Annotated in this window: 18 protein-coding genes, 1 tRNA gene and 1 pseudogene; 15 read left to right on the top strand and 5 right to left on the bottom strand. The window is 55.6% G+C overall.

Annotated elements, in window-relative coordinates; all coding sequences use genetic code 11:
• Positions 1-26 precede the first annotated feature (26 nt).
• The 4 genes from ACLH0H_RS25390 to ACLH0H_RS25375 all read left to right on the top strand — a co-directional run bounded on the left by ACLH0H_RS25390 (position 27) and on the right by ACLH0H_RS25375 (position 3342).
• On the top strand, positions 27-1310 hold the full coding sequence (locus tag ACLH0H_RS25390; RefSeq protein WP_411380151.1) for an arsenic transporter: 1284 nt from the start codon (positions 27-29) through the stop codon (positions 1308-1310).
• A 13-nt stretch (positions 1311-1323) separates the two neighbouring features.
• Positions 1324-1797, top strand: coding sequence for an arsenate reductase ArsC (locus tag ACLH0H_RS25385; RefSeq protein WP_411380150.1), 474 nt, complete (start codon positions 1324-1326; stop codon positions 1795-1797).
• A gap of 67 nt (positions 1798-1864) precedes the next feature.
• Positions 1865-2656: an AraC family transcriptional regulator gene (locus ACLH0H_RS25380; RefSeq protein WP_411380149.1), complete on the top strand. Its 792-nt coding sequence runs from the start codon at positions 1865-1867 to the stop codon at positions 2654-2656.
• Between the two features lie 74 nt (positions 2657-2730).
• On the top strand, positions 2731-3342 hold the full coding sequence (locus ACLH0H_RS25375; RefSeq protein WP_411380148.1) for a LysE family transporter: 612 nt from the start codon (positions 2731-2733) through the stop codon (positions 3340-3342).
• 496 nt (positions 3343-3838) lie between these two features.
• Here ACLH0H_RS25375 and ACLH0H_RS25370 read toward each other — a convergent pair whose 3' ends face one another.
• Positions 3839-4531: a tellurite resistance TerB family protein gene (locus ACLH0H_RS25370; RefSeq protein ID WP_411380147.1), complete on the bottom strand. Its 693-nt coding sequence runs from the start codon at positions 4529-4531 to the stop codon at positions 3839-3841.
• A 124-nt stretch (positions 4532-4655) separates the two neighbouring features.
• Between ACLH0H_RS25370 and ACLH0H_RS25365 the strand changes: the two genes are divergently transcribed.
• Complete coding sequence (locus ACLH0H_RS25365) at positions 4656-5183, top strand: DinB family protein (RefSeq protein WP_411380146.1); 528 nt, start codon at positions 4656-4658, stop codon at positions 5181-5183.
• 6 nt (positions 5184-5189) lie between these two features.
• Here ACLH0H_RS25365 and ACLH0H_RS25360 read toward each other — a convergent pair whose 3' ends face one another.
• Positions 5190-5348 (bottom strand): hypothetical protein, encoded by a 159-nt coding sequence (locus ACLH0H_RS25360; protein WP_411380145.1) that lies wholly within the window; start codon positions 5346-5348, stop codon positions 5190-5192.
• Between the two features lie 87 nt (positions 5349-5435).
• Between ACLH0H_RS25360 and ACLH0H_RS25355 the strand changes: the two genes are divergently transcribed.
• The 3 genes and pseudogenes from ACLH0H_RS25355 to ACLH0H_RS25345 all read left to right on the top strand — a co-directional run.
• Positions 5436-5522: transfer RNA gene (locus ACLH0H_RS25355), tRNA-Leu, on the top strand.
• 96 nt (positions 5523-5618) lie between these two features.
• Entirely contained in the window at positions 5619-6116 is a 498-nt protein-coding gene (locus ACLH0H_RS25350) for a conjugal transfer nickase/helicase domain-containing protein (protein WP_411380144.1), read from the top strand.
• 205 nt (positions 6117-6321) lie between these two features.
• A pseudogene (locus ACLH0H_RS25345) lies at positions 6322-6567 on the top strand (LysR family transcriptional regulator); the annotation flags it as partial.
• Positions 6568-6833: 266 nt separating this feature from the next.
• On the opposite strand, the gene ACLH0H_RS25340 reads toward ACLH0H_RS25345, so the two are convergent.
• Entirely contained in the window at positions 6834-7064 is a 231-nt protein-coding gene (locus ACLH0H_RS25340) for an HAD-IA family hydrolase (protein ID WP_411380143.1), read from the bottom strand.
• 17 nt (positions 7065-7081) lie between these two features.
• Positions 7082-8407, bottom strand: coding sequence for a hypothetical protein (locus tag ACLH0H_RS25335; RefSeq protein ID WP_411380142.1), 1326 nt, complete (start codon positions 8405-8407; stop codon positions 7082-7084).
• A 587-nt stretch (positions 8408-8994) separates the two neighbouring features.
• Here ACLH0H_RS25335 and ACLH0H_RS25330 point away from each other — a divergent pair.
• From ACLH0H_RS25330 to ACLH0H_RS25320, 3 genes are all read left to right on the top strand, one after another.
• Complete coding sequence (locus ACLH0H_RS25330; protein WP_411380141.1) at positions 8995-9888, top strand: LysR substrate-binding domain-containing protein; 894 nt, start codon at positions 8995-8997, stop codon at positions 9886-9888.
• A 494-nt stretch (positions 9889-10382) separates the two neighbouring features.
• On the top strand, positions 10383-11798 hold the full coding sequence (locus ACLH0H_RS25325) for an APC family permease (RefSeq protein WP_411380140.1): 1416 nt from the start codon (positions 10383-10385) through the stop codon (positions 11796-11798).
• Between the two features lie 61 nt (positions 11799-11859).
• On the top strand, positions 11860-13206 hold the full coding sequence (locus ACLH0H_RS25320; protein ID WP_411380139.1) for an aspartate aminotransferase family protein: 1347 nt from the start codon (positions 11860-11862) through the stop codon (positions 13204-13206).
• Between the two features lie 123 nt (positions 13207-13329).
• On the opposite strand, the gene ACLH0H_RS25315 is transcribed toward ACLH0H_RS25320, so the two are convergent.
• Positions 13330-14340, bottom strand: coding sequence for an AraC family transcriptional regulator (locus ACLH0H_RS25315; protein ID WP_411380138.1), 1011 nt, complete (start codon positions 14338-14340; stop codon positions 13330-13332).
• Between the two features lie 467 nt (positions 14341-14807).
• Here ACLH0H_RS25315 and antA point away from each other — a divergent pair, with 467 nt between their 5' ends.
• Genes antA through ACLH0H_RS25295 form a run of 4 tightly spaced genes read left to right on the top strand, consistent with a single transcriptional unit; the run spans position 14808 to position 18804 of the window.
• Positions 14808-16211 carry an anthranilate 1,2-dioxygenase large subunit gene (gene antA / locus ACLH0H_RS25310; protein ID WP_411380137.1) on the top strand — a complete coding sequence of 468 codons (1404 nt, stop codon included), beginning with the start codon at positions 14808-14810 and terminating at the stop codon, positions 16209-16211.
• 4 nt (positions 16212-16215) lie between these two features.
• Positions 16216-16707 carry an anthranilate 1,2-dioxygenase small subunit gene (gene antB / locus ACLH0H_RS25305; RefSeq protein WP_411380136.1) on the top strand — a complete coding sequence of 164 codons (492 nt, stop codon included), beginning with the start codon at positions 16216-16218 and terminating at the stop codon, positions 16705-16707.
• A 16-nt stretch (positions 16708-16723) separates the two neighbouring features.
• On the top strand, positions 16724-17746 hold the full coding sequence (antC, locus tag ACLH0H_RS25300) for an anthranilate 1,2-dioxygenase electron transfer component AntC (RefSeq protein WP_411382464.1): 1023 nt from the start codon (positions 16724-16726) through the stop codon (positions 17744-17746).
• A gap of 41 nt (positions 17747-17787) precedes the next feature.
• Positions 17788-18804, top strand: a complete 1017-nt coding sequence (locus ACLH0H_RS25295; protein WP_411380135.1) for a PDR/VanB family oxidoreductase — start codon at positions 17788-17790, stop codon at positions 18802-18804.
• The last annotated feature ends 14 nt before the right edge of the window (positions 18805-18818 follow it).

Below are 18818 nucleotides of genomic sequence, written 5' to 3'. Positions count from 1 at the left end.
CTGCTGAGCCACCGGAGCGCTGATCGATGCTTGTCGCCATTGCCATTTTCATCTTCACCATCGTCCTGGTCATCTGGCAGCCCAAGGGCCTCGGCGTCGGCTGGAGCGCAACAATGGGCGCGATCCTGGCCCTGGCCTGCGGCGTGATCAGCCTGGCGGACATTCCGGTGGTGTGGCACATCATCTGGAATGCCACCGGCACCTTTGTCGCGCTGATCATCATCAGCCTGTTGCTCGACGAGGCCGGTTTCTTTGCCTGGACCGCCCTGCATGTGGCGCGCTGGGGCCGTGGGCGCGGCCGGCGTCTGTTTGCTTATATGGTGCTGCTGGGCGCGCTGGTGTCGGCGCTGTTCGCCAACGACGGCGCCGCGCTGATCCTTACGCCCATCGTGATATCGATGTTGCTGGCCCTGCGCTTTTCTCCGGCGGCGACCCTGGCATTCGTCATGGGCGCCGGTTTTATCGCCGATACCGCCAGCCTGCCGCTGGTGGTGTCGAACCTGGTGAATATCGTCTCGGCGGACTATTTCAAGATCGGCTTCAACGAATACGCCGCCGTGATGGTGCCGGTCAACCTGGTCAGCGTCGCGGCCACGCTGGCGGTGCTGTTGTGGTTTTTCCGCCGCGATATCCCGCAGGCCTACGACCCGGCCGACCTTGATGACCCTGCCAGCGCGATCCACGACCGCGCCACTTTCCGCGCCGGCTGGTGGGTGCTGGGTATCCTGCTGGTCGGTTGCTTTGCCCTGGAACCGCTGGGCATCCCCATCAGCGCCATTTCCGCGGTGTGCGCGTTGCTGCTGCTGGTGATCGCCGCCAAAGGCCACATGATTTCCACGCGCAAAGTGCTGAAAGAAGCACCGTGGCAAATCGTGGTCTTTTCCCTGGGCATGTACCTGGTGGTCTATGGCTTGCGTAACGCGGGCCTTACTACCTACCTGGCGACCTGGCTCGATACGTTTGCCACTTACGGCGTGTGGGGCGCGGCCATGGGCACGGGCGTGCTGACGGCACTGCTGTCGTCTGCGATGAATAACTTGCCGACCGTGTTGATCGGTGCGCTGTCCATCGAGTCCAGCCATGCCGTGGGCGTGGTCAGGGAGGCGATGATCTACGCCAACGTGATCGGCAGCGACCTCGGCCCGAAAATCACCCCGATCGGCAGCCTGGCTACCTTGCTGTGGCTGCATATCCTGGCGCGCAAGGGCATCACCATTACCTGGGGCTACTATTTCAAGGTCGGGGTCGTGCTGACGTTGCCGGTGTTGTTGATCACGCTTGCCGCCCTCGCCTTGCGCCTGAGTCTTTGAAGGAGATGCCGCCATGAAAGTCCTATTCATGTGTACCGCCAACAGCTGCCGCAGCATTTTGTCCGAAGCGGTGTTCAATCATCTGGCCCCACAGGGTTTCGAAGCCGTCAGCTCCGGCAGCTTTCCCAAGGGCCAGGTGCTGCCGCGCAGCCTTGCTACCCTGCAGGCGGCGGGCATCAGCACCGAGGGTTTGTACAGCAAGGGCAACGATGCGTTTGAAGGCAGCCCGCCGGACGTGGTGATTACCGTGTGTGATAAAGCTGCCGGTGAAGCCTGCCCGGTGTACTTCGGGCCCGCACTGAAGGCGCATTGGGGGTTGGGAGACCCTTCGGATGTCCAGGGCGACGACGCGACTGTGCAAGCTGCATTCGACGCCACGCTGGCTGTCATCGCAGCCCGTTGCCGGGCATTCCTTGCGCTGCCCTTCGCCGGCCTGGGCGCCACTGAGCTGAAAACGGAACTCGACCGTATTGCGGTGCTGTCATGACCTCCTTGCCCAACCTCGATATCAGTCTTTCTGCGCCCCTGCATGCCGGGCCGCTGCATCTGAATCGATGAGCGCCGTGCAACATGCCTGGCTGGGCCATTACGAAATCAGCAGTACCGCCTGCGCCGGCCTGCAGTTTGCCCGCCACAGCCATGATGAATGTGTGATCGGTGTAAACCTGGTCGGCGAGGAAAAGGTCTGGCTGGACCGTCGGGAGTTTCGCGCCGGCCCCGGCTCCATCACCTTGTACAACCCCGGCCAGATTCAAGGCGGAGGTGCGGCAGACGGTGTGCCGTGGCACTTTGTGAGCCTGTACGCCACGACGAGTCAACTGGCGGCGGACCTTGGGCTGGCGCATCTGGAGTTTGATCGTTCGTTGTGCTTTCAGCCCGATCTTGCCCAACGGCTGGCGACGACGATCAAAGGAGCATCGAGCCCCGATACGCTGGTTCGCGACCTGAACGAGGAAACCTTGGTGCTGCTGATGGGCGAGGTGGTGAACCTCAGTGGTGTGCGTCTGCCAGGCAGCGCAAAAGCCGGCAAAGTCCTCATCAACCATGCCCAGCAAGTGCTCGCCGAACACCTGCACCAGTCGCTGACATTGGATCACCTTGGCGCCGAACTTGGACTTTCCAAGTTCCATCTGCTGCGCGCCTTCCAGAAAGAAACCGGGCTGACGCCCCGTGAGTGGACCATGCAGTTGCGCACCCGGCGCGCCAAGGGCCTGCTGCGCCAGGGCGTGTCGCCCAGCCAGGCCGCTCATGACCTTGGCTTCAGCGACCAGAGTCACCTGAACCGGCATTTTCGCGCTGCCTATGGCATTACCCCAGGCCACTATCAAAACGCAGTAAAACGCTGAACAGTGCAATCTGGTTCAAGACACCGATGTTGCCGATCCTCACACTGCCCGCCCTCTCTTGAAGGAATGCGGGCATGCTGACGATCTTTTTTTACGCACTCATATTCGGTTTTGTCTTTTGCCTCTCCCCCGGTGCCGTACTGGCAGAGACGCTGCGCCGTGGTCTGCTGCATGGCTTTACCCCGGCACTCTTGGTGCAGGTTGGCTCACTGGTGGGCGATGCGGTGTGGGCGGTGATCGGTCTGACCGGGATCGCCCTGCTGATCCAGCATGACGCGGTGCGCGTGCCGTTGACGGTGATCTGTGCGTTGTACCTGGCCTGGCTGGGCATCCGCAGCCTGATCGACGCCTGGAAGCTACCGGCATCCGACGAGGCCCCCACCAGCAGCCGGAAAAATGCACTGGCGGTTGGCGCGGCGATCTCCCTGGCCAACCCGAAAAACATCGTCTACTGGGGCGCATTGGGCAGCGCGCTGTCGGGCATCGTCGGCGCCACGCCCAGCCATGTGCAAACCCTGATGTTTTTCGCCGGGTTCATGCTGGCTTCGGTGTTGTCATGCTTTTTGGTTGCGGCGCTGGTCAACCTGTTGCGCAAGAACGCATCCCCGCTGTGGCAACGCATCAGTTATGGCACTTGCGGGGTGGTGTTGATCTACCTGGCGGTGCTGGCGGCAAAAGGGGTATGAGGTAAAAAACCCGACAACGGACCCGCGTTGCAGCTGCGATGGTGCTCACGGATGCAGCTCGATTCCACCTGACACAGGCGATCTCCTGTGGGAGCTCTCGAGTTTTAGCGGGACAGCGATAGCGGTGGGTCAGGTGAAGAAAATGCCAGCAGTGCCGCCGCCTTCGCAGCCTCGCTGGGGCTCGACAGCTCCCACATTTAACCTTCGTCGCGCGTGAGATTGGGCTCGCGCGCGCAACCCAATTGCATCTGAACCAGCAGTTCCGACATTTGCCTTGCTTCCCCTTTTCAGTCACAGGTATCTACACAACGTTCAGAAGTTGGCGAGCTCCCTGTGGCGAGCGGGCTTGCCCCGCGTTGGGCTGCGAAGCAGCCCCATTGAAGACGAATGCGGAGTATCAGACATTCCTCTGCGCCTGGTTTTGGGGCCGCTTCGCAGCCCACCACGGGGCAAGCCCGCTCGCCACAGTAGCCCTTAGATACCTATGCCTTTTCAATCAGGTTTTGGCTTTTTGCTCCAGATGCAGCTGCAATTGCGCGTCGATTTGCAGCTGGCCCGCCAGGTCGTCCAGGTAATCGCGCTCCGCGCCTTGCTGATCATCCACCATCATCACACTGGCCAGGTAAACCTCGGCGGCGACCGCCGGGTCGCTGGCAAATTCGGCGAAATCTGCAGTGTCCAGAGGTTTGGCGACTTCAGCGTCGAGCCGCTGTTGCAGTTGCGGGTCATCGGTATGGCGGCCCAGCTCAGTGGAAATAAGCTGGTGCTCGCTCTCATCGATACGCCCATCGGCCTTGGCGGCGGCGATCAAGGCACGCAGTACGGCATGGCTGTGGGCTTCGGCGGCTGGACCGTCAAGCTGGTCGACCGTATGAAGGGCTTGCTGCGGCGCATCAGCCTGCTGGCGTTGCCACGCCTGGTACGCCTGGAATGCGGCCATGCCCAGGGAAGCCAAGGCCGCGTAGTTCATTCCACCAGCACGCCCCTGGGCGGGACGCGTGCCAGGTGTGGTGCCAAACAGGCCGCCCAAGCCGCCTAATAGCCCGCCCAAACCACCCCCGGCCGAGGCATTACCGGTGCGCGAGCCTTTCAACAACCCACCGAGCACGCCACCGAGGCCGCCGCCAGACGAAGCATTGCCGCCTTGCCCGGCGCGCAAGAGTTGTTCGAGTAAGTCGCTGGTGTTCATGGCGTCACCCTCCCAGGGTGCCGTATTGTCGTCTAACGACCATAGCCCGATCTTGCCGGAACACCATGACCGCCGGGCAGCCACGGCCTATTATGGCGCCTGCGCGATTATAGAGAGAGCCCAAGTGAACCGGATTGAGCACGTAATACTGATGGCCCGCTATAACCAATGGATGAACCGCAAGCTCTACGACGCGGCCGGCAAACTGTCGGATGCAGAGTTGCAGTTGGACCGCCAGGCGTTTTTCGGTTCGATCTTCGGCACGCTCAATCATCTCGCCTTGGGGGACACCGTGTGGCTCAAGCGTTTTGCGCAGCATCCCGCAGGCTACGCGGCACTGGCTCCGTTGGATGCCATCGCCACGCCCACCGATCTGACGCGGCCGGCATATGCCGACCTCCGTGAACTGGCGACCCGGCGCGCCTGGCTGGACCAGCTCATCATCGACTGGACCCACACGCTGCAGGAGCCCGAGCTGGACCATCGCCTGCACTACCACAACATGCGGGGGGCGTCCGCCGAAAAGCCCTTTTTCGGCCTGCTGGTGCATTTTTTCAATCACCAGACCCACCACCGGGGCCAGGCAACCACCTTGCTGACCCAGGCGGGACTGGACGTGGGGACGACAGATTTGCTGGCGCTGATTGACTGAGTGAGTTCAGGCCAAGCCCCACGCCTGCGGCTCGAACGCTTCAAGACTCGCCAAGCGCAGGTCGGCATGCCGGAATTTGTCATCCGACATTGTTCGCTCATCAAGGGGGCGCGCAACAGCAGCGCAAAAGCTCGTGTAGATCACTGATCTACCGAGCTTTTTCATTTGCCCCTCATGCGAGAAAGGCACAAAGCTACCTTGCGCAGCGGCGCCTGGATCTATATATTCCCAACCCTGCTGCACCGCGCTGCCGCCCGAATGGCGAAACTGGTAGACGCATGGGACTTAAAATCCCCCGCTCGTAAGGGCGTCCCGGTTCGATTCCGGGTTCGGGCACCATCTCTTGCTCCACTGACGGCCTGTAAAGTCCGTGGAAGCCTTTAAAACCCGCCGTTTGGCGGGTTTTTTCGTTTGTGGCGTTCCGTCGAGAAACGGATGATTCCGCGCTTTTTAGGGGAGCCACCTGAGGCGCCCGCCACTGATAGCCCAACACCGGCACTTCCCGCTCAACCGCAGTCGACGGAAATGCGGCCATCACCGGGCGAAAACCACGGAGTGCAATTCTTGGGCTGGTTACACGATGGCATCCGTCAGCAGCGTCTGGTGCTCAACACGCCAGTGGCCCTCCTGCATACGGTAGATGGCACCCTGTTCCTGGTCAGCCCTGGCATTTTCCGGCGTTACCTGCATGAGCACCCAGAGATCGCGAAACATGGTCAGGACGGTGAATCGAACGAATGGCAGGCGCTGCAGAAACAGTTTGAGCACCTGGGCCTACACCGCAAACGAGAAAATGACCTCAATCTGTGGACCTGCGAAGTCTGCGGCCCGCCGCCTATCAAGCGGCTGCACGGGTATCTGTTGCTTCAGCCTGAGAGGGTCATAGCCGAAGTGGCGTTCGACAACCCGTACCTGCGATTGGTATCAGGGTAGCGAAGAATCAGAGTACGTTTTGAGGACGTCAAAGCCCTGTGTCGAATGATCCTAGCCGTGTTCAATAGGTATTTAGAGAAACCTCTCTCAACAATTGACGGGCCGCCCTACAGACTTGATCTTTTTATGCATCAACGCTCGACTGATCCAGCCGCAGTCGTTCTAGTTACCTGACGGCATAAGGTCATAACCAGGGGGAACGAAGATGGAAATCAGACATCTGCGTTACTTTCTAGCAGTTGCGGAAGAACTCAATTTTTCTCGTGCGGCGAAACGTGTCCATATTGAGCAGTCACCGTTGTCCCGAGCAATCAAACAGTTGGAGGATGATCTAGGCGTTGCGTTGTTCAAGCGCAGTTGTCGCCAAATGGAGCTCACTGCCGCAGGCCGCATTTTTCAACAGCAATGCGGGTACGTGCTAGACGCGATGGATCACGCAAGACGCGAAGTGACTCAACACTCAGAGCCGTCGACTGAAGAACATCCCACTCCGGAAATTATCGATCCACATCAGTCGTTCGGGCAGGTCATGAATCGCTTTCTGATGCAGGGTTCAAAACCCTCCAGCGATAACCTGAATCAGATACACCTCGATCAGGAATTACGCTGCGCCGCGCAGTCGCAGGCAGATCGCCTGGGCGTTAGTGTCCACTCCTGGGTCAACCAGGTATTGAAGGACTACCTGAAAGGCAACTCTTGAGCATGAATGTTCACTACCTATAAAACGCCATGCTGGTGCAAAAACGCGCGCATTTGATCTGCCGCATTCACTGGTGTTATCTGGCAGGCAAGCCAACCCATACAGGCTGCTGCCTGGATATTTGCCTTTAGATCGTCGAAAAAAATAATCTCTGCTCCGCGGCATCCACTCAGCACCTCCAGTCGCCGATAGATCTCCACCTCTGGCTTGGCGCATTGTTGTTCAAAGGACAGAAAAACGGGTGACACCCGCCACCCGAGGCCAGTCAAAACGTCGTAGCGAACAGCAACTGGGTGTAGACGTTTTTGTCGTTGTTACCCAACTGTGCCCCACCCTGCGCGGCGCTCTTGTCCGGCTGGTAGATGCCTACCAACGGCATCACGGTCACGTGCTCATTGAAGTGCCATTCGGCATACACGTCGACTTCACGGCCATCGGTGTTACCCAATTTACGGTCGATAGTGTCGTAGTTGAAGTACAGCGCGCCAAGGGTCAGGTTCTCCAGAGGCGAGAACTTCAGCGTGACGTTCTGGATACGTGAATTACTGTTGAAGGGGCCGGCATAGTTACCCGCCACTTCCCCCTGGAACCACGTGCCATAACCACGGCTCATGCCGTAAAACAACGTGTCGTAGCGTTCGGAAAAGCGGCTGTAGCGGTAACTCGCGCTCGGCTTCCACATCGCCTCGGCGAAGGTCCACCCGGCTTCCAGGTACCAGGCGTCCTCATTCGCCGCATTGGGCTTGTTCTGCCTGGCGTATTCACTGGACAAAAACAGGTTTTTCAGGCCCGCATTGCCCGCTGCGCGAAGGCTATAGGTTTTCATGCCGTCACGCTCGAGTTGCAGCGACGAGGCATACGGTTCGCGGACGTCGGTGGTGTTGATGTACGTCAGCCCGACGGTCCCCGCTTCGGCCACATGTTCCAGCGTGCCGAGGTACATCTCGGTATTGGCCTGGGCACGGTTATCGGATTTAAGCCACATAAGGTCGCCACGCCAGCCTTCCTTGCCGCCGATGCGTAGCACGGCTGTTTTGTCAAAGGCCCTGCGCGCCGCCAGGTAGTAAGCGCCGCCACGGTTGAATTGGCCGTCGGCGTTGCCGCGCCCCGAATTGAAGGCGTCGCCCTGAATCAGAAAACCGTCGCCCACTACAATATTCTGTCGACCGAATGACAGGTCGATGCCGTCCTGGCCAAGGGCTTCAAACAGGCTGCCCGAACGCCACCCCAGATAGGCATCCTCGATTTTGGTCGTGCGTTCAGAGCCATCGGTGAAACCGGCCGCGTCGCCATCGCCCCAAGTCCTTGAGCTGAGCAGTGAGAAAGCGCCATAGGCCGTCCCGGCGCCACCCAGCCCCTGATCGCCGCTCACGCCATACTTGATGTAACCCTCCCGCCATGAGGACGACCCCGGCTGCAATCGACCGGAAGGCGCGTAATTTTGCTGACTGTGGAAAGCGCCAAACACCGCCTCCAGATTGGCATTCAGGTGAGTGTCACCTTTGGCATACAACTCGTAGGCACCCGCGTGAGTTGCAGTGCCGACAAGGGCTGCGAGAGTGCAAAAGCGGAACATGGGATGTTGGCGCATGGATGCATTTCCAATTTATTATTAGAGAGGAGCGATACGTTAAACAGGTGATAATCAACCCGAAATCAAATATCGCCCACAATGGTTATGGCAGTTAATGCGAGCAACTCATTATTAAATTTGTATCGGCGGCATACGTTACGTAAACGCTGCAGACCACAGTAGTGCACGGACAGATTATACAATCCACCGAAACTCATCTATCCGTTTTATTGGTCAATTTCATCCTGGAAATCAGCGCTTGATAGTGTGTTCATATACACAAAAATCACGACTTAAAGCACAACTTTTCGGATAACAAAACCAACTTACAGGCTACCTTCGATTAACTCATTTACTATTTTGACTCATTTAGCGCATTATGTGATCGCCAGCACCAACGTGGTGCAAATCCTATAATCCGATTATCCGTTACGGACCTTCACGCGTTATCTTCCGGGTAACATGTTGCTAACAGCCGTACAGGTCGCCAAAGCGTCAGCAAAGCCACTACGCCAGGTATCCCGGCTTCGCGGGCGATCCAATCGACGACAAGGTGCGATTTTTGCTAGTTAATCCTCACCCTTCCCTATGTGGCCCCCTCAAACATGGACACCAAGAAACTGCTGCTGGCCGTGAGGCTGGGCGAAACCCTTCATTTTGGGAAGGCTGCGGAAATTGAAAATATGGCGCAATCGGGCCTCAGTGCGCAGATTGCCAAATTGGAAAGCGAGCTGGGTTTTCGCCTTTTCGTACGTGCAAATCGCACAGTCGCGCTAACGGAAGCAGGTGAAATATTCATTAAAAAAGCGCGCGTGATTTTGGCCGACATGCACAACTCAATCGTCGAATGCAAAGCTCTTTCCGACAACCAACGCTCCGTGCTGAAGGTGGGAATGTTCGGCGACCAGGCAGCGGAATACACCCATCCGATGTTCGCTCTTTTTCAACGGCTGAACCCGGATATCCGACTGGTATTCATTGAGCTGCAAATGACCAACCAGGTGCAATCCCTAGTGGGCGGCCTCGTCGATGTGGTGCTGATGCGCATCCCGACTCATGATGCGCGGCTGGAGTACGTTGAGTTGTTCAAGGAGCATCGAGTCGCCGTTGTTCCCGCGACCCACGCGCTAGCATTGCTTGATGCACTGACCGTAGCGGATTTGCTCGATAAACCCTTTGCCATTCCGGCCGAGGGGGCACCGTCTGACCTTATTTCGTACTGGAGTCTGGCAGACGTCAGAAATGAGCCCAGTAAAGTAGCCGCCATGGTCAAAACCATCCCTGAAGTGATATCGGCAGTCGCTTATGGGGGCGCCTTCGACACCTTCCCGTCGTCGTTAACCAAGGCCTATAACCACCCTGGCATTCGATACATTCCTATTGAGGACGCATCGCTCAGCGTAATGTCACTGGCCACCCTGCAGGGCAATCGAAGCCCCGGCGTCAGGGCGCTGCGCTATTGTGCGGAGCATACGTTTGAAATCAGTTTTTCACAGTAGCCGGCGTGTGTATCAGCCACCCTGCGCCGTTGACGCCAGCCGCACCCATCACAAAGCGTGATTGATCAATCAGCTTTGGCGCATTGAATCCCCCCTCGGATGGTCACATTATCATGCTGCGGCCACACAAACATGCGCGGCGATAAGGTTTAAGAATTGCCTTTGCGTAAATGATAAAAATAATAGGTTTCGAAATGAAAAAAATAAAAATCACCGTCCTGTTGCCCGTTGACACATTACTCAACCGGGATGCCATCCAATGACTGACGCCCCAGCTTCCTCCTGACAAATTGCGCTGAAATATATAAAAAAAGAATTTTGCCAATTTAAAAAATGCACCGGCTACATTTGTTCTTTTCCCCTCAGGCGAAAACAGTTTATTGCCCGTGCACGACTCAATACTGCCGAATAAAACAATCGTATTGCTGTAACAGGCTGCTCAACAAGTAGCCGGAGCACAGCGATGCAGGATGGTATTCCGCGTGGAGGATGTTATGCAAAACCGTGATCAAAAAAGCAACCTGAAAACCAACTCACTGGGCGTGTCTGACATTGTATTTTTTGTTGTCGCTGCCGCCGCGCCGCTGGGCGCCACACTCGGTGGTTCACCGGCCGTTTTTGCCATAGGCGGGAGCAGCGCACCCGGTCTTTATCTGTGTGCGTCAGTGATCCTTATGCTATTCGCCATCGGGTTTGCCGCCATGAGCCGATATGTCGTCAGTGCCGGCGGGTTTGCCGAGCTGGTTAAAGTGGGCATTGGCAGCATCGTGGGTCATGCCGCCTCGGGCATCGCCATTCTTGCGTACATTTGCATGCTGGCAGGGATTTACGGCGCGTTCTCCGCGTTTAACTCGGAGCTTGTTAAAAACTATACGGGGGTTGAGTTCACCTGGCAGCTCAGCGCCTTATTGGTGATTGTCGTCGTCGGCCTATTTGGCTACATGGACGTGAATATATCCGCGAAGGTATTGGGGGTGTTAATGATCCTCGAAGTGCTGATTCTCGTCATATTCGATGTTGCGGTACTGAACCAGGCAGACCCGGCCACGATGAATGTTGCCAATTTCATACCCAAAGACCTCGGCGCTCCAGGCCTTGGCGTCGCGATGATGTTTGCTTTCGCCTGTTTTGTGGGTTTCGAATCAACGACCATCTATGGCGAAGAAGCGAAAGACCCGCATACCACTATCCCGCTTGCCACCTACATCGCCATCGCACTGATCGGCGTATTTTATACCCTCACCACATGGTGCCTGGGCATCGCCTATTCGGGCAGTGATGTACAAGCCGCCGCAACCGGCGACGTGGTGAACTTCGTGTTCAACATGAACACCAAATTTGTCGGGCTCTGGTCAACCCAACTGATGCAAGTACTCGCCGTCACCAGCCTGTTTGCCGTGCTGCTGTCATTCCACAACGCCCTGTGTCGATACCTCTTCTCCCTTGCCCGTTCGAACTTTCTGTTTAACGCATTGAGCCGTGTACACCCCAGCAACAGCAGCCCTCACGTCGCCAGCCTGACGCTCAGCGTCATCACTTTTTTAATCCTGTCGGTCTTCATGCTGACTGGCGCTGATCCGATCGGCAATCTTTACATGTGGATGGTCGCTGTCGGCACGCTCGCCATACTTGTGCTGCAATCGATGGGCGCGATCGCCGTAATTGCCTATTTTAGAAAGACCAGGCAGGGCTTCCTGTGGCAGGGCCTTATTGCGCCACTGTTGGGCGGCGCGGGTCTGATCTTTGTGGTGATACTCGCACTCACTAACTTCCACGAATTAACCGGCTCCAGCTCCGAGTTTGCAGGTTTTCTGCCTTGGTTGGTGCCGATTGCAGCCGCTCTAGGGATTATCAACGGGAAACGCAAGGCAGCCAACTACACCGCGAATGAAAACCCTGCGTCGGCCTGATCTGGAGTACTGAGCCCCATTCCCCAAACTACTTTTTTCAGCTTTTTATGCAGGAATAGCCATGAAGCTTGATTACCAACAATCCGTGACCAACTTTTCCGAATCGTTCAATCTGTCCAAACGCGAAACAACCAAAGGCAAGGACTATATTCCCGGTGGCTTCAGCAGACGCACCTTTGCGTTTGGACCCCATGCCATTTTTGTAGAAAAGGGCGACGCTCAATACATCCATACCATTGATGGAAAACGTTTACTCGACCTCAATAACAACTTTTCCACCAACGTACTTGGGCACAATCATCCGGCTGTCATTCAGGCAATCACGGACATGCTGCCCAATGGTTTTTCCTTCGGCAACCCGACCGATCATGAGCTGGACCTCGCTAAATTAATTTGCGAACGCATTGAATCAATCGAGCAGGTCAAGTTCTCTTGCTCGGCGAGTGAGGCGTGCCTCAGTGCCGTTCGTATTGCGCGGGGTTACACCGGCCGCAACAAGATCGCCAAGTTCGAAGGCGGCTACCATGGCTTTACCGATGAACTCGCGGTTTCCGCTCATCCAAACCCTGATAACTTTCCCGGTCCGGACTTCAACCCCAAAGCCCTTCCAGACTCCGACGGCATTCCAGGCTACACAACCGAAAACGTCATTATTCTGGTGCAAAACAACTACGAAGCCTGCGAGAAAATCCTGCGTGGAAATGCAGAAGACATCGCCTGCGTGATGATGGAGTTGCAGGCCTGCGCCGGTGGCATCGTCGTGCTCGACAAAACCTTCGTTAAAAAAATTCGTGCGCTGACTGAAGAATTGGGCATTTTGCTGGTAGTCGATGAGACCGTCACTATGCGCGCGGCGTACAACGGCCTTCAAAGCGAGTATCAGATCAAGCCCGACCTGACCGTGCTGGGCAAGATGATCGGCGGCGGCCTGCCTATTGGTGCAGTCGGCGGTAGCCGTGAAGTGTTCCGCGTGCTTGAAGATCACCAGGTGATGATCTCCGGCACCCACCATGGCCACCCGCTGGCGTGCGCAGCCGGTATTGCATGCCTCAAAGCCATGGATGAAAAAGCCTATGAAAGGCTTAACGAAATGTACGCGAAGATTAAAACAGAACTGAACAGTTGGGCCGCGGAGCATAACTACCCCTTCGTTATTTATGGCGCCTTCTCTGTATTCGCTTTTGCGTTTACCCGTGAAGTGGGTCAGGCGATCACCACACACCGCGATCACTGGCACAAGATAGACGAAGACAGCATGAGCATCTATGCACTGGAAATGGCCACTCGCGGTTACTTCCCGGTGCATCGTGGCCAGGTCGGCCTGACACTGCCCATGACTGACGAAGACGTTAACGGCTATATTCAAACCACCAAAGATGTCGTTACGCTCATCTACGGCCCCCACTGATCCAGCCCTGCCAAGCCGGAATATTCATCGACTGGATATTCCGGCTTTTTTTCATTACATCCATTCAATAAAAAAGCCTGGGATTAAAATCGACCAGGCCCATGCGTTTCTACACTACGCCCATCACATATGCGCCCGACCGCCATCGTTGCGATGCATCGTAGCACTTGGAATCTCATTGAATAACTTCTTGTACTCGCTCGCAAACCGGCCCAGATGATTAAACCCCCATTCAGTGGCGACGCTGGATATATTTGTCCCTCGCCCGCCATCCAACAGCTGCTTGCGTACTTCAGACAAGCGCAACTTCTTCAGATAAGCCATCGGCGACATACCCATATGCTTACGAAAACCATCAAACAGCTTAAACCTAGAAACACCTGCCGCACGTTCAATGTCTTCGAGACGAATATCTTCGCGGGCATTCGAATGTATGAAGTCTTTGGCTTTAAGTAAAAAGCTGGGCAGCCGCCCAATCAGGCACTCGTGAATCTCATCAGTGTAGTTACTCTTTTGCGCCAGGATCAGGCCCCTGACAAGAGAGGCCTCAATATCTTTGGAAAAGAGCGTCTGATCGAAAATCGCCCCACCCGCCTCTTGCTCGGATACAAAATGATTGATCAATCGCCACCAGGAGGCACTTGCGCCTATTTGTCCGTCCATCAACGGATCGAAATTGATTGGGGTTTCCACGGGACGTTTCAGGATTTCTTCGAGCGCAAGCCTCATTGTGACTCGCGGGATGACCACCGACAATTTCTTGCAATCGCCCGCAATTGAAAGTTCCTGGCTATGGAAAGGCGAAACGATAACCCCCATGCTCTTGTTGGACGAGATACGACGCCCGAGGTAAATCAGCTCCTGCTCGCCAGAAATGGGCAGGCTCAGACTATAGCTATCCAACTGCTCTGAACCCTCGACGCCGATACGAACGTCGGCCCCATACTCCAGGGTGCCAAGCTTCGTCGCATAGGAGCGAAATACTCTGGCGCTGTGACGGAATGAAACCCGCTCGGGTTGTGCACTTTGCAAACTGTGCGGACCGCACACCTCCTCCATCCAGGCTCGGGCACCGGCCATGTCACAGCAGTTAATCTGGATATCACTATGGGGAGTGACATGCGGCTCGGTCATAGCAAGGCACCACGGTAATGAAAGACGGTGCGCTCTTCGGCGCGTACCCATAGCAATAGCAAGACGTATGCCACAGAGTGGATTACCGACTAAAGCCAGTTAATTTGGACAGTATCTCCCGACTAATCGGATAGTGTCGGTTCTCTATCTGAAAACACTCTTCTCAAACACCTTCACAAGCACCATTCATGGGCTAAACCAGGGGAACGTGCACCACTTGTTACCCGATAGACATAACCGATGCAATGGACCGGCACCTTTCTACCCACAGTAACACCCGCATGGTCCGCCACAACAAACCGTTGATTATCATTCTCATTAATATGAAGTCTTAACAGATATGCCCATTTTCGGACTTCTTTTAATCTCATTAAGTGGCTTTAAGTCATCAACAAATCGGATAGACCAATCGCCGCGTGCCGCCTCTAATAGGAACCCTGCATAACCGCACGATTGAGGATCTACCCATGAGCCGTATGCGCGATATTAGCCAATGGAAAGAATATATCGAGAGTTGCCTGGACTTTCGAAGCGAGGAAGGCATCTATCGTATTGCTCGCGACATGTTCACCGAGCCAGAACTTTTCGATCTGGAAATGGAACTGATTTTCGAAAAAAACTGGATCTATGCCTGCCATGAAAGCGAGATCCTCAACAAACACGATTTCGTAACGATGAACGCAGGCCGCCAGCCACTTATTATTACCCGTGACGGCGAGGGAAAGTTAAACGCTTTAATTAACGCTTGCCAACACCGTGGCACTACCTTAACTCGCGTCGGCAAAGGCAATCAGTCTACGTTTACCTGCCCTTTCCATGCGTGGTGCTATAAGAGCGACGGACGGCTTGTAAAAGTCAAGGCGCCGACTGAATACGGGGAAGACTTCGATAAAGCCACCCGTGGGTTGAAGAAGGCTCGCATAGAAAGTTACAAGGGATTCGTCTTCGTCAGCCTTGACGTGAACGGCACTGACTCACTTGAAGAGTACCTGGGCGACGCGAAGGTATTCTTCGACATGATGGTTGCCCAATCGCCCACTGGCGAACTGGAAGTATTGCCGGGCAAATCGGCCTATACCTACGACGGTAACTGGAAACTGCAAAACGAGAACGGCCTGGATGGCTATCACGTCAGCACGGTCCACTACAATTACGTGTCGACCGTGCAACACCGCCAGCAAGTCAACGCCTCTAAGGGAGTTGATTCCGGCGAGTTCCTTGACTACAGCAAGCTGGGTGCCGGGGATACCGAAACCGACGACGGCTGGTTCGCGTTCAACAACGGCCACAGTGTCTTGTTCAGCGACATGCCAAACCCGGAAGTTCGCCCAGGGTACGCCACAATCATGCCGCGACTGGTGGAGGAATACGGCCAGGACAAAGCCGAGTGGATGATGCATCGCCTGCGCAACCTGAACGTCTACCCGAGCATGTTTTTCCTCGATCAGATCAGCTCACAGTTGCGGATCATTCGCCCAGTTGCGTGGAACAAGACCGAGATCAACAGTTTTTGCCTTGGCGTGAAGGGCGAGTCCGATGCCGACCGCGAGAACCGAATCCGCCAATTCGAAGACTTTTTCAATGTGTCCGGCATGGGCACACCCGACGACCTCGTCGAGTTTCGTGAAGCGCAACGCGGATTCCAGGCTCGGCTGGAACGCTGGAGCGATATTTCCCGTGGCCGCGACAAGTGGACGACAGGGCCGACGAAAAACACCGACACCATCGGTATTTCTCCCGCCATGATCGGGGCTGAATTTACCCACGAAGGCCTGTACGTGAATCAACACGGCAACTGGCAGACGTTTCTGCTCAATGGTCTCGCGCGTAAAGAAGCCGATGCCCAAGCACTGAAACTGAAAGAGGTATAAGAAAATGAACACCGAACTTCAGTATCAAGTAGAACAATTTCTCTACAAGAAAGCAGAACTTTGCGATGACCAAGATTGGGATGCTTATCTGGCACTCTTCAGCGAAGACAGCGTGTTTCACCTGCCCCAATGGGACTCCGAGCACGTCTACACCACCGACCCCAAGCGTGAGATGTCGCTGATTTACTATCCCAACCGTGGCGGCCTGGAAGACCGGATATTCCGGATCCGTACGGGAAAAGCGGCATCCGCGACCCCACTGCCACGCACCTTGCATCAGATCAGTAACGTGCGGATTCATCCATTGGAGGGTGGCGATCTTGAAGTTCGTGTCAACTGGCAGACTTTGTATTACCGACAGTCCTTATCGGAGCACTTCTACGGGCGCGCCACCTACACACTGCGACCGCAGGGTGACAGCTGGCTGATCTCCAGGAAGCACAGCGTGCTGCTGAATGACAAGATCAATTCAGTGTTGGATTTCTACCATATTTAAGTCCGGGAAAGGTTCAATCATGTACCAGGTTGCGTTGAACTTCGCTGACGGTAAAACCCTGTTTTGCCCCGTCCAGCCTAACGAAATTTTGTTGGATGCTGCTCTCAGAAGTGGGATCAAGATCCCCCTGGACTGCCGCGAAGGGGTTTGCGCGACCTGCCAGGGCCGTTGTGAATCCGGAAGCTACACTCAAGATTACGTAGATGAAGAAGCACTTTCCGAACAGGATTTGGCTGACCGCAAGGTTCTGTCATGCCAAACAAGGGTACTGTCCGACGCATCCTTCTACTTTGACTTCGACTCGACACTGTGTGGAAGTGCTGGAACTTCAGAGGTGACAACCACTGTTACTGAAGTCATTCAGGTATCTGAGAGCACCGCCATATTGAAGGTCGAACTAGCGTCCGGTGCTGCCCCACTGAATTATCTGCCCGGCCAGTATGCACGCCTGCAAGTGCCAGATACCGGTCACAGTCGCTCCTATTCGTTTGCCTGTGCGCCTGGCAGTGGAACCCTTGAATTTCTGGTCCGCCTTCTGCCCAGCGGGGTCATGACCGACTACGTACGCGATCGTTGCAAGCCAGGCGACATCATCAAGATGGAAGCTCCACTGGGGGCCTTCTACCTGCGCCATATCGACCGTCCGGTGTTGATGGTCGCCGGAGGAACCGGACTGTCCGCCTTCCTCGGCATGCTCGATCAACTGGCGGAGAAAGGCGGGTCCGGATTCCCGGTTCATCTTTTCTATGGTGTGAGGACCGAACAGGACCTGTGCGAAATACCGCGTATCGAGGCCTATAAATCAACGATTCAAGACTTCGACTTCACGCCGGTCCTCAGCAATGCGGCTGAAGATTGGCGGGGCAAGAAGGGCTTCATCCCTGAACACCTCGTCCCCTTCGAGCATTCGGACACGCCCTTTGACCTGTACATGTGCGGCCCTCCCCCAATGGTCGAGTCGGTAAAAATATGGCATATGGAAAAACAACTTACTGCTGTGCGGATGTATTTTGAAAAGTTCACGGAAAGTAATACCTGACTCCACTCAGGTACTGCGATTCAAGCAATGATTGGCGCGTATTGCTTGAATCACTCGTGGCACCGGACACCCAGTTGACTTTATTGACTGCCAGTTATGTACGCGGGTTCTTTATGTCCAGCTTATCAGTAAAAATAAAATGTATTGAGGCACTGACTCCGCGTATTCGGCGGTTGGTATTAATCGCTCGAGATGGTGAGCAGCTCCCTGACTTCACGCCAGGGGCCCACCTCGAACTGCATATTCCAGGTGATAGAAAGCACAAGCGCGCCTACTCAATCGTGAACTTGCCGGCCGGCGATCATTATGAAATTGCCGTGCAACTCGATGACAAGAGCACAGGGGGTTCCAAGTGGGTACATACGCTGACGGAAGGTCAGATCATCGAGGTAGAACCGCCTCGCAATCATTTCCCCCTGGTTGAAGATGCCAAACACATACTGCTGATAGCAGGTGGAATCGGCATCACACCCATGCTCGGCATGGGTCGTGCGCTGCAGGAATCCAAACAGGCATTCACCCTGCATTATGCCGGCCGCACGGCAGAAAATATGGCTTATCTGGAAGAAGTGCAGTGTCTGGGCAATAGCCAATGCTGGATAAGCGGTGGAGACGCCAGCAAACGGTTCGCGGCATCGAGTGTATTAGCGAGCCCCACGGAAGGTACTCATCTGTATATATGCGGCCCCGTCGAGATGATCACCTCGGTTAGACAAACCGCTCGGGAACTTGGTTGGCCGGATGCTCACGTGCACTACGAATTGTTTGCAGGTGCGCTTGAAGAAGATGGCGACCAGGCGTTTGAAGTAGAACTTCGCTCGAGTGGAGTAACGCTTGCAGTGAACGCAGGCCAGACCTTGTTGGACGTGATGATCGAGGCCGGCCTGGACCCGATGTTCGACTGCCGACGTGGTGATTGCGGTGTATGCGTGACGCAAATGATCGAGGGCGAAGCCGATCACCGTGATATCTGCCTGTCTGATCGCGAGCGCTCCGGCGGCGCCTTCTGCACCTGTGTTTCCCGTGCCAAGACTGCCAAGTTGGTACTTGACCTCTAATCAGTAAAGGAGCG

The organism is Pseudomonas sp. MPB26 (assembly GCF_046605355.1).
Taxonomy (GTDB): domain Bacteria; phylum Pseudomonadota; class Gammaproteobacteria; order Pseudomonadales; family Pseudomonadaceae; genus Aquipseudomonas; species Aquipseudomonas cedrina.
This window is presented reverse-complemented; position numbering and strand designations above follow the sequence as displayed.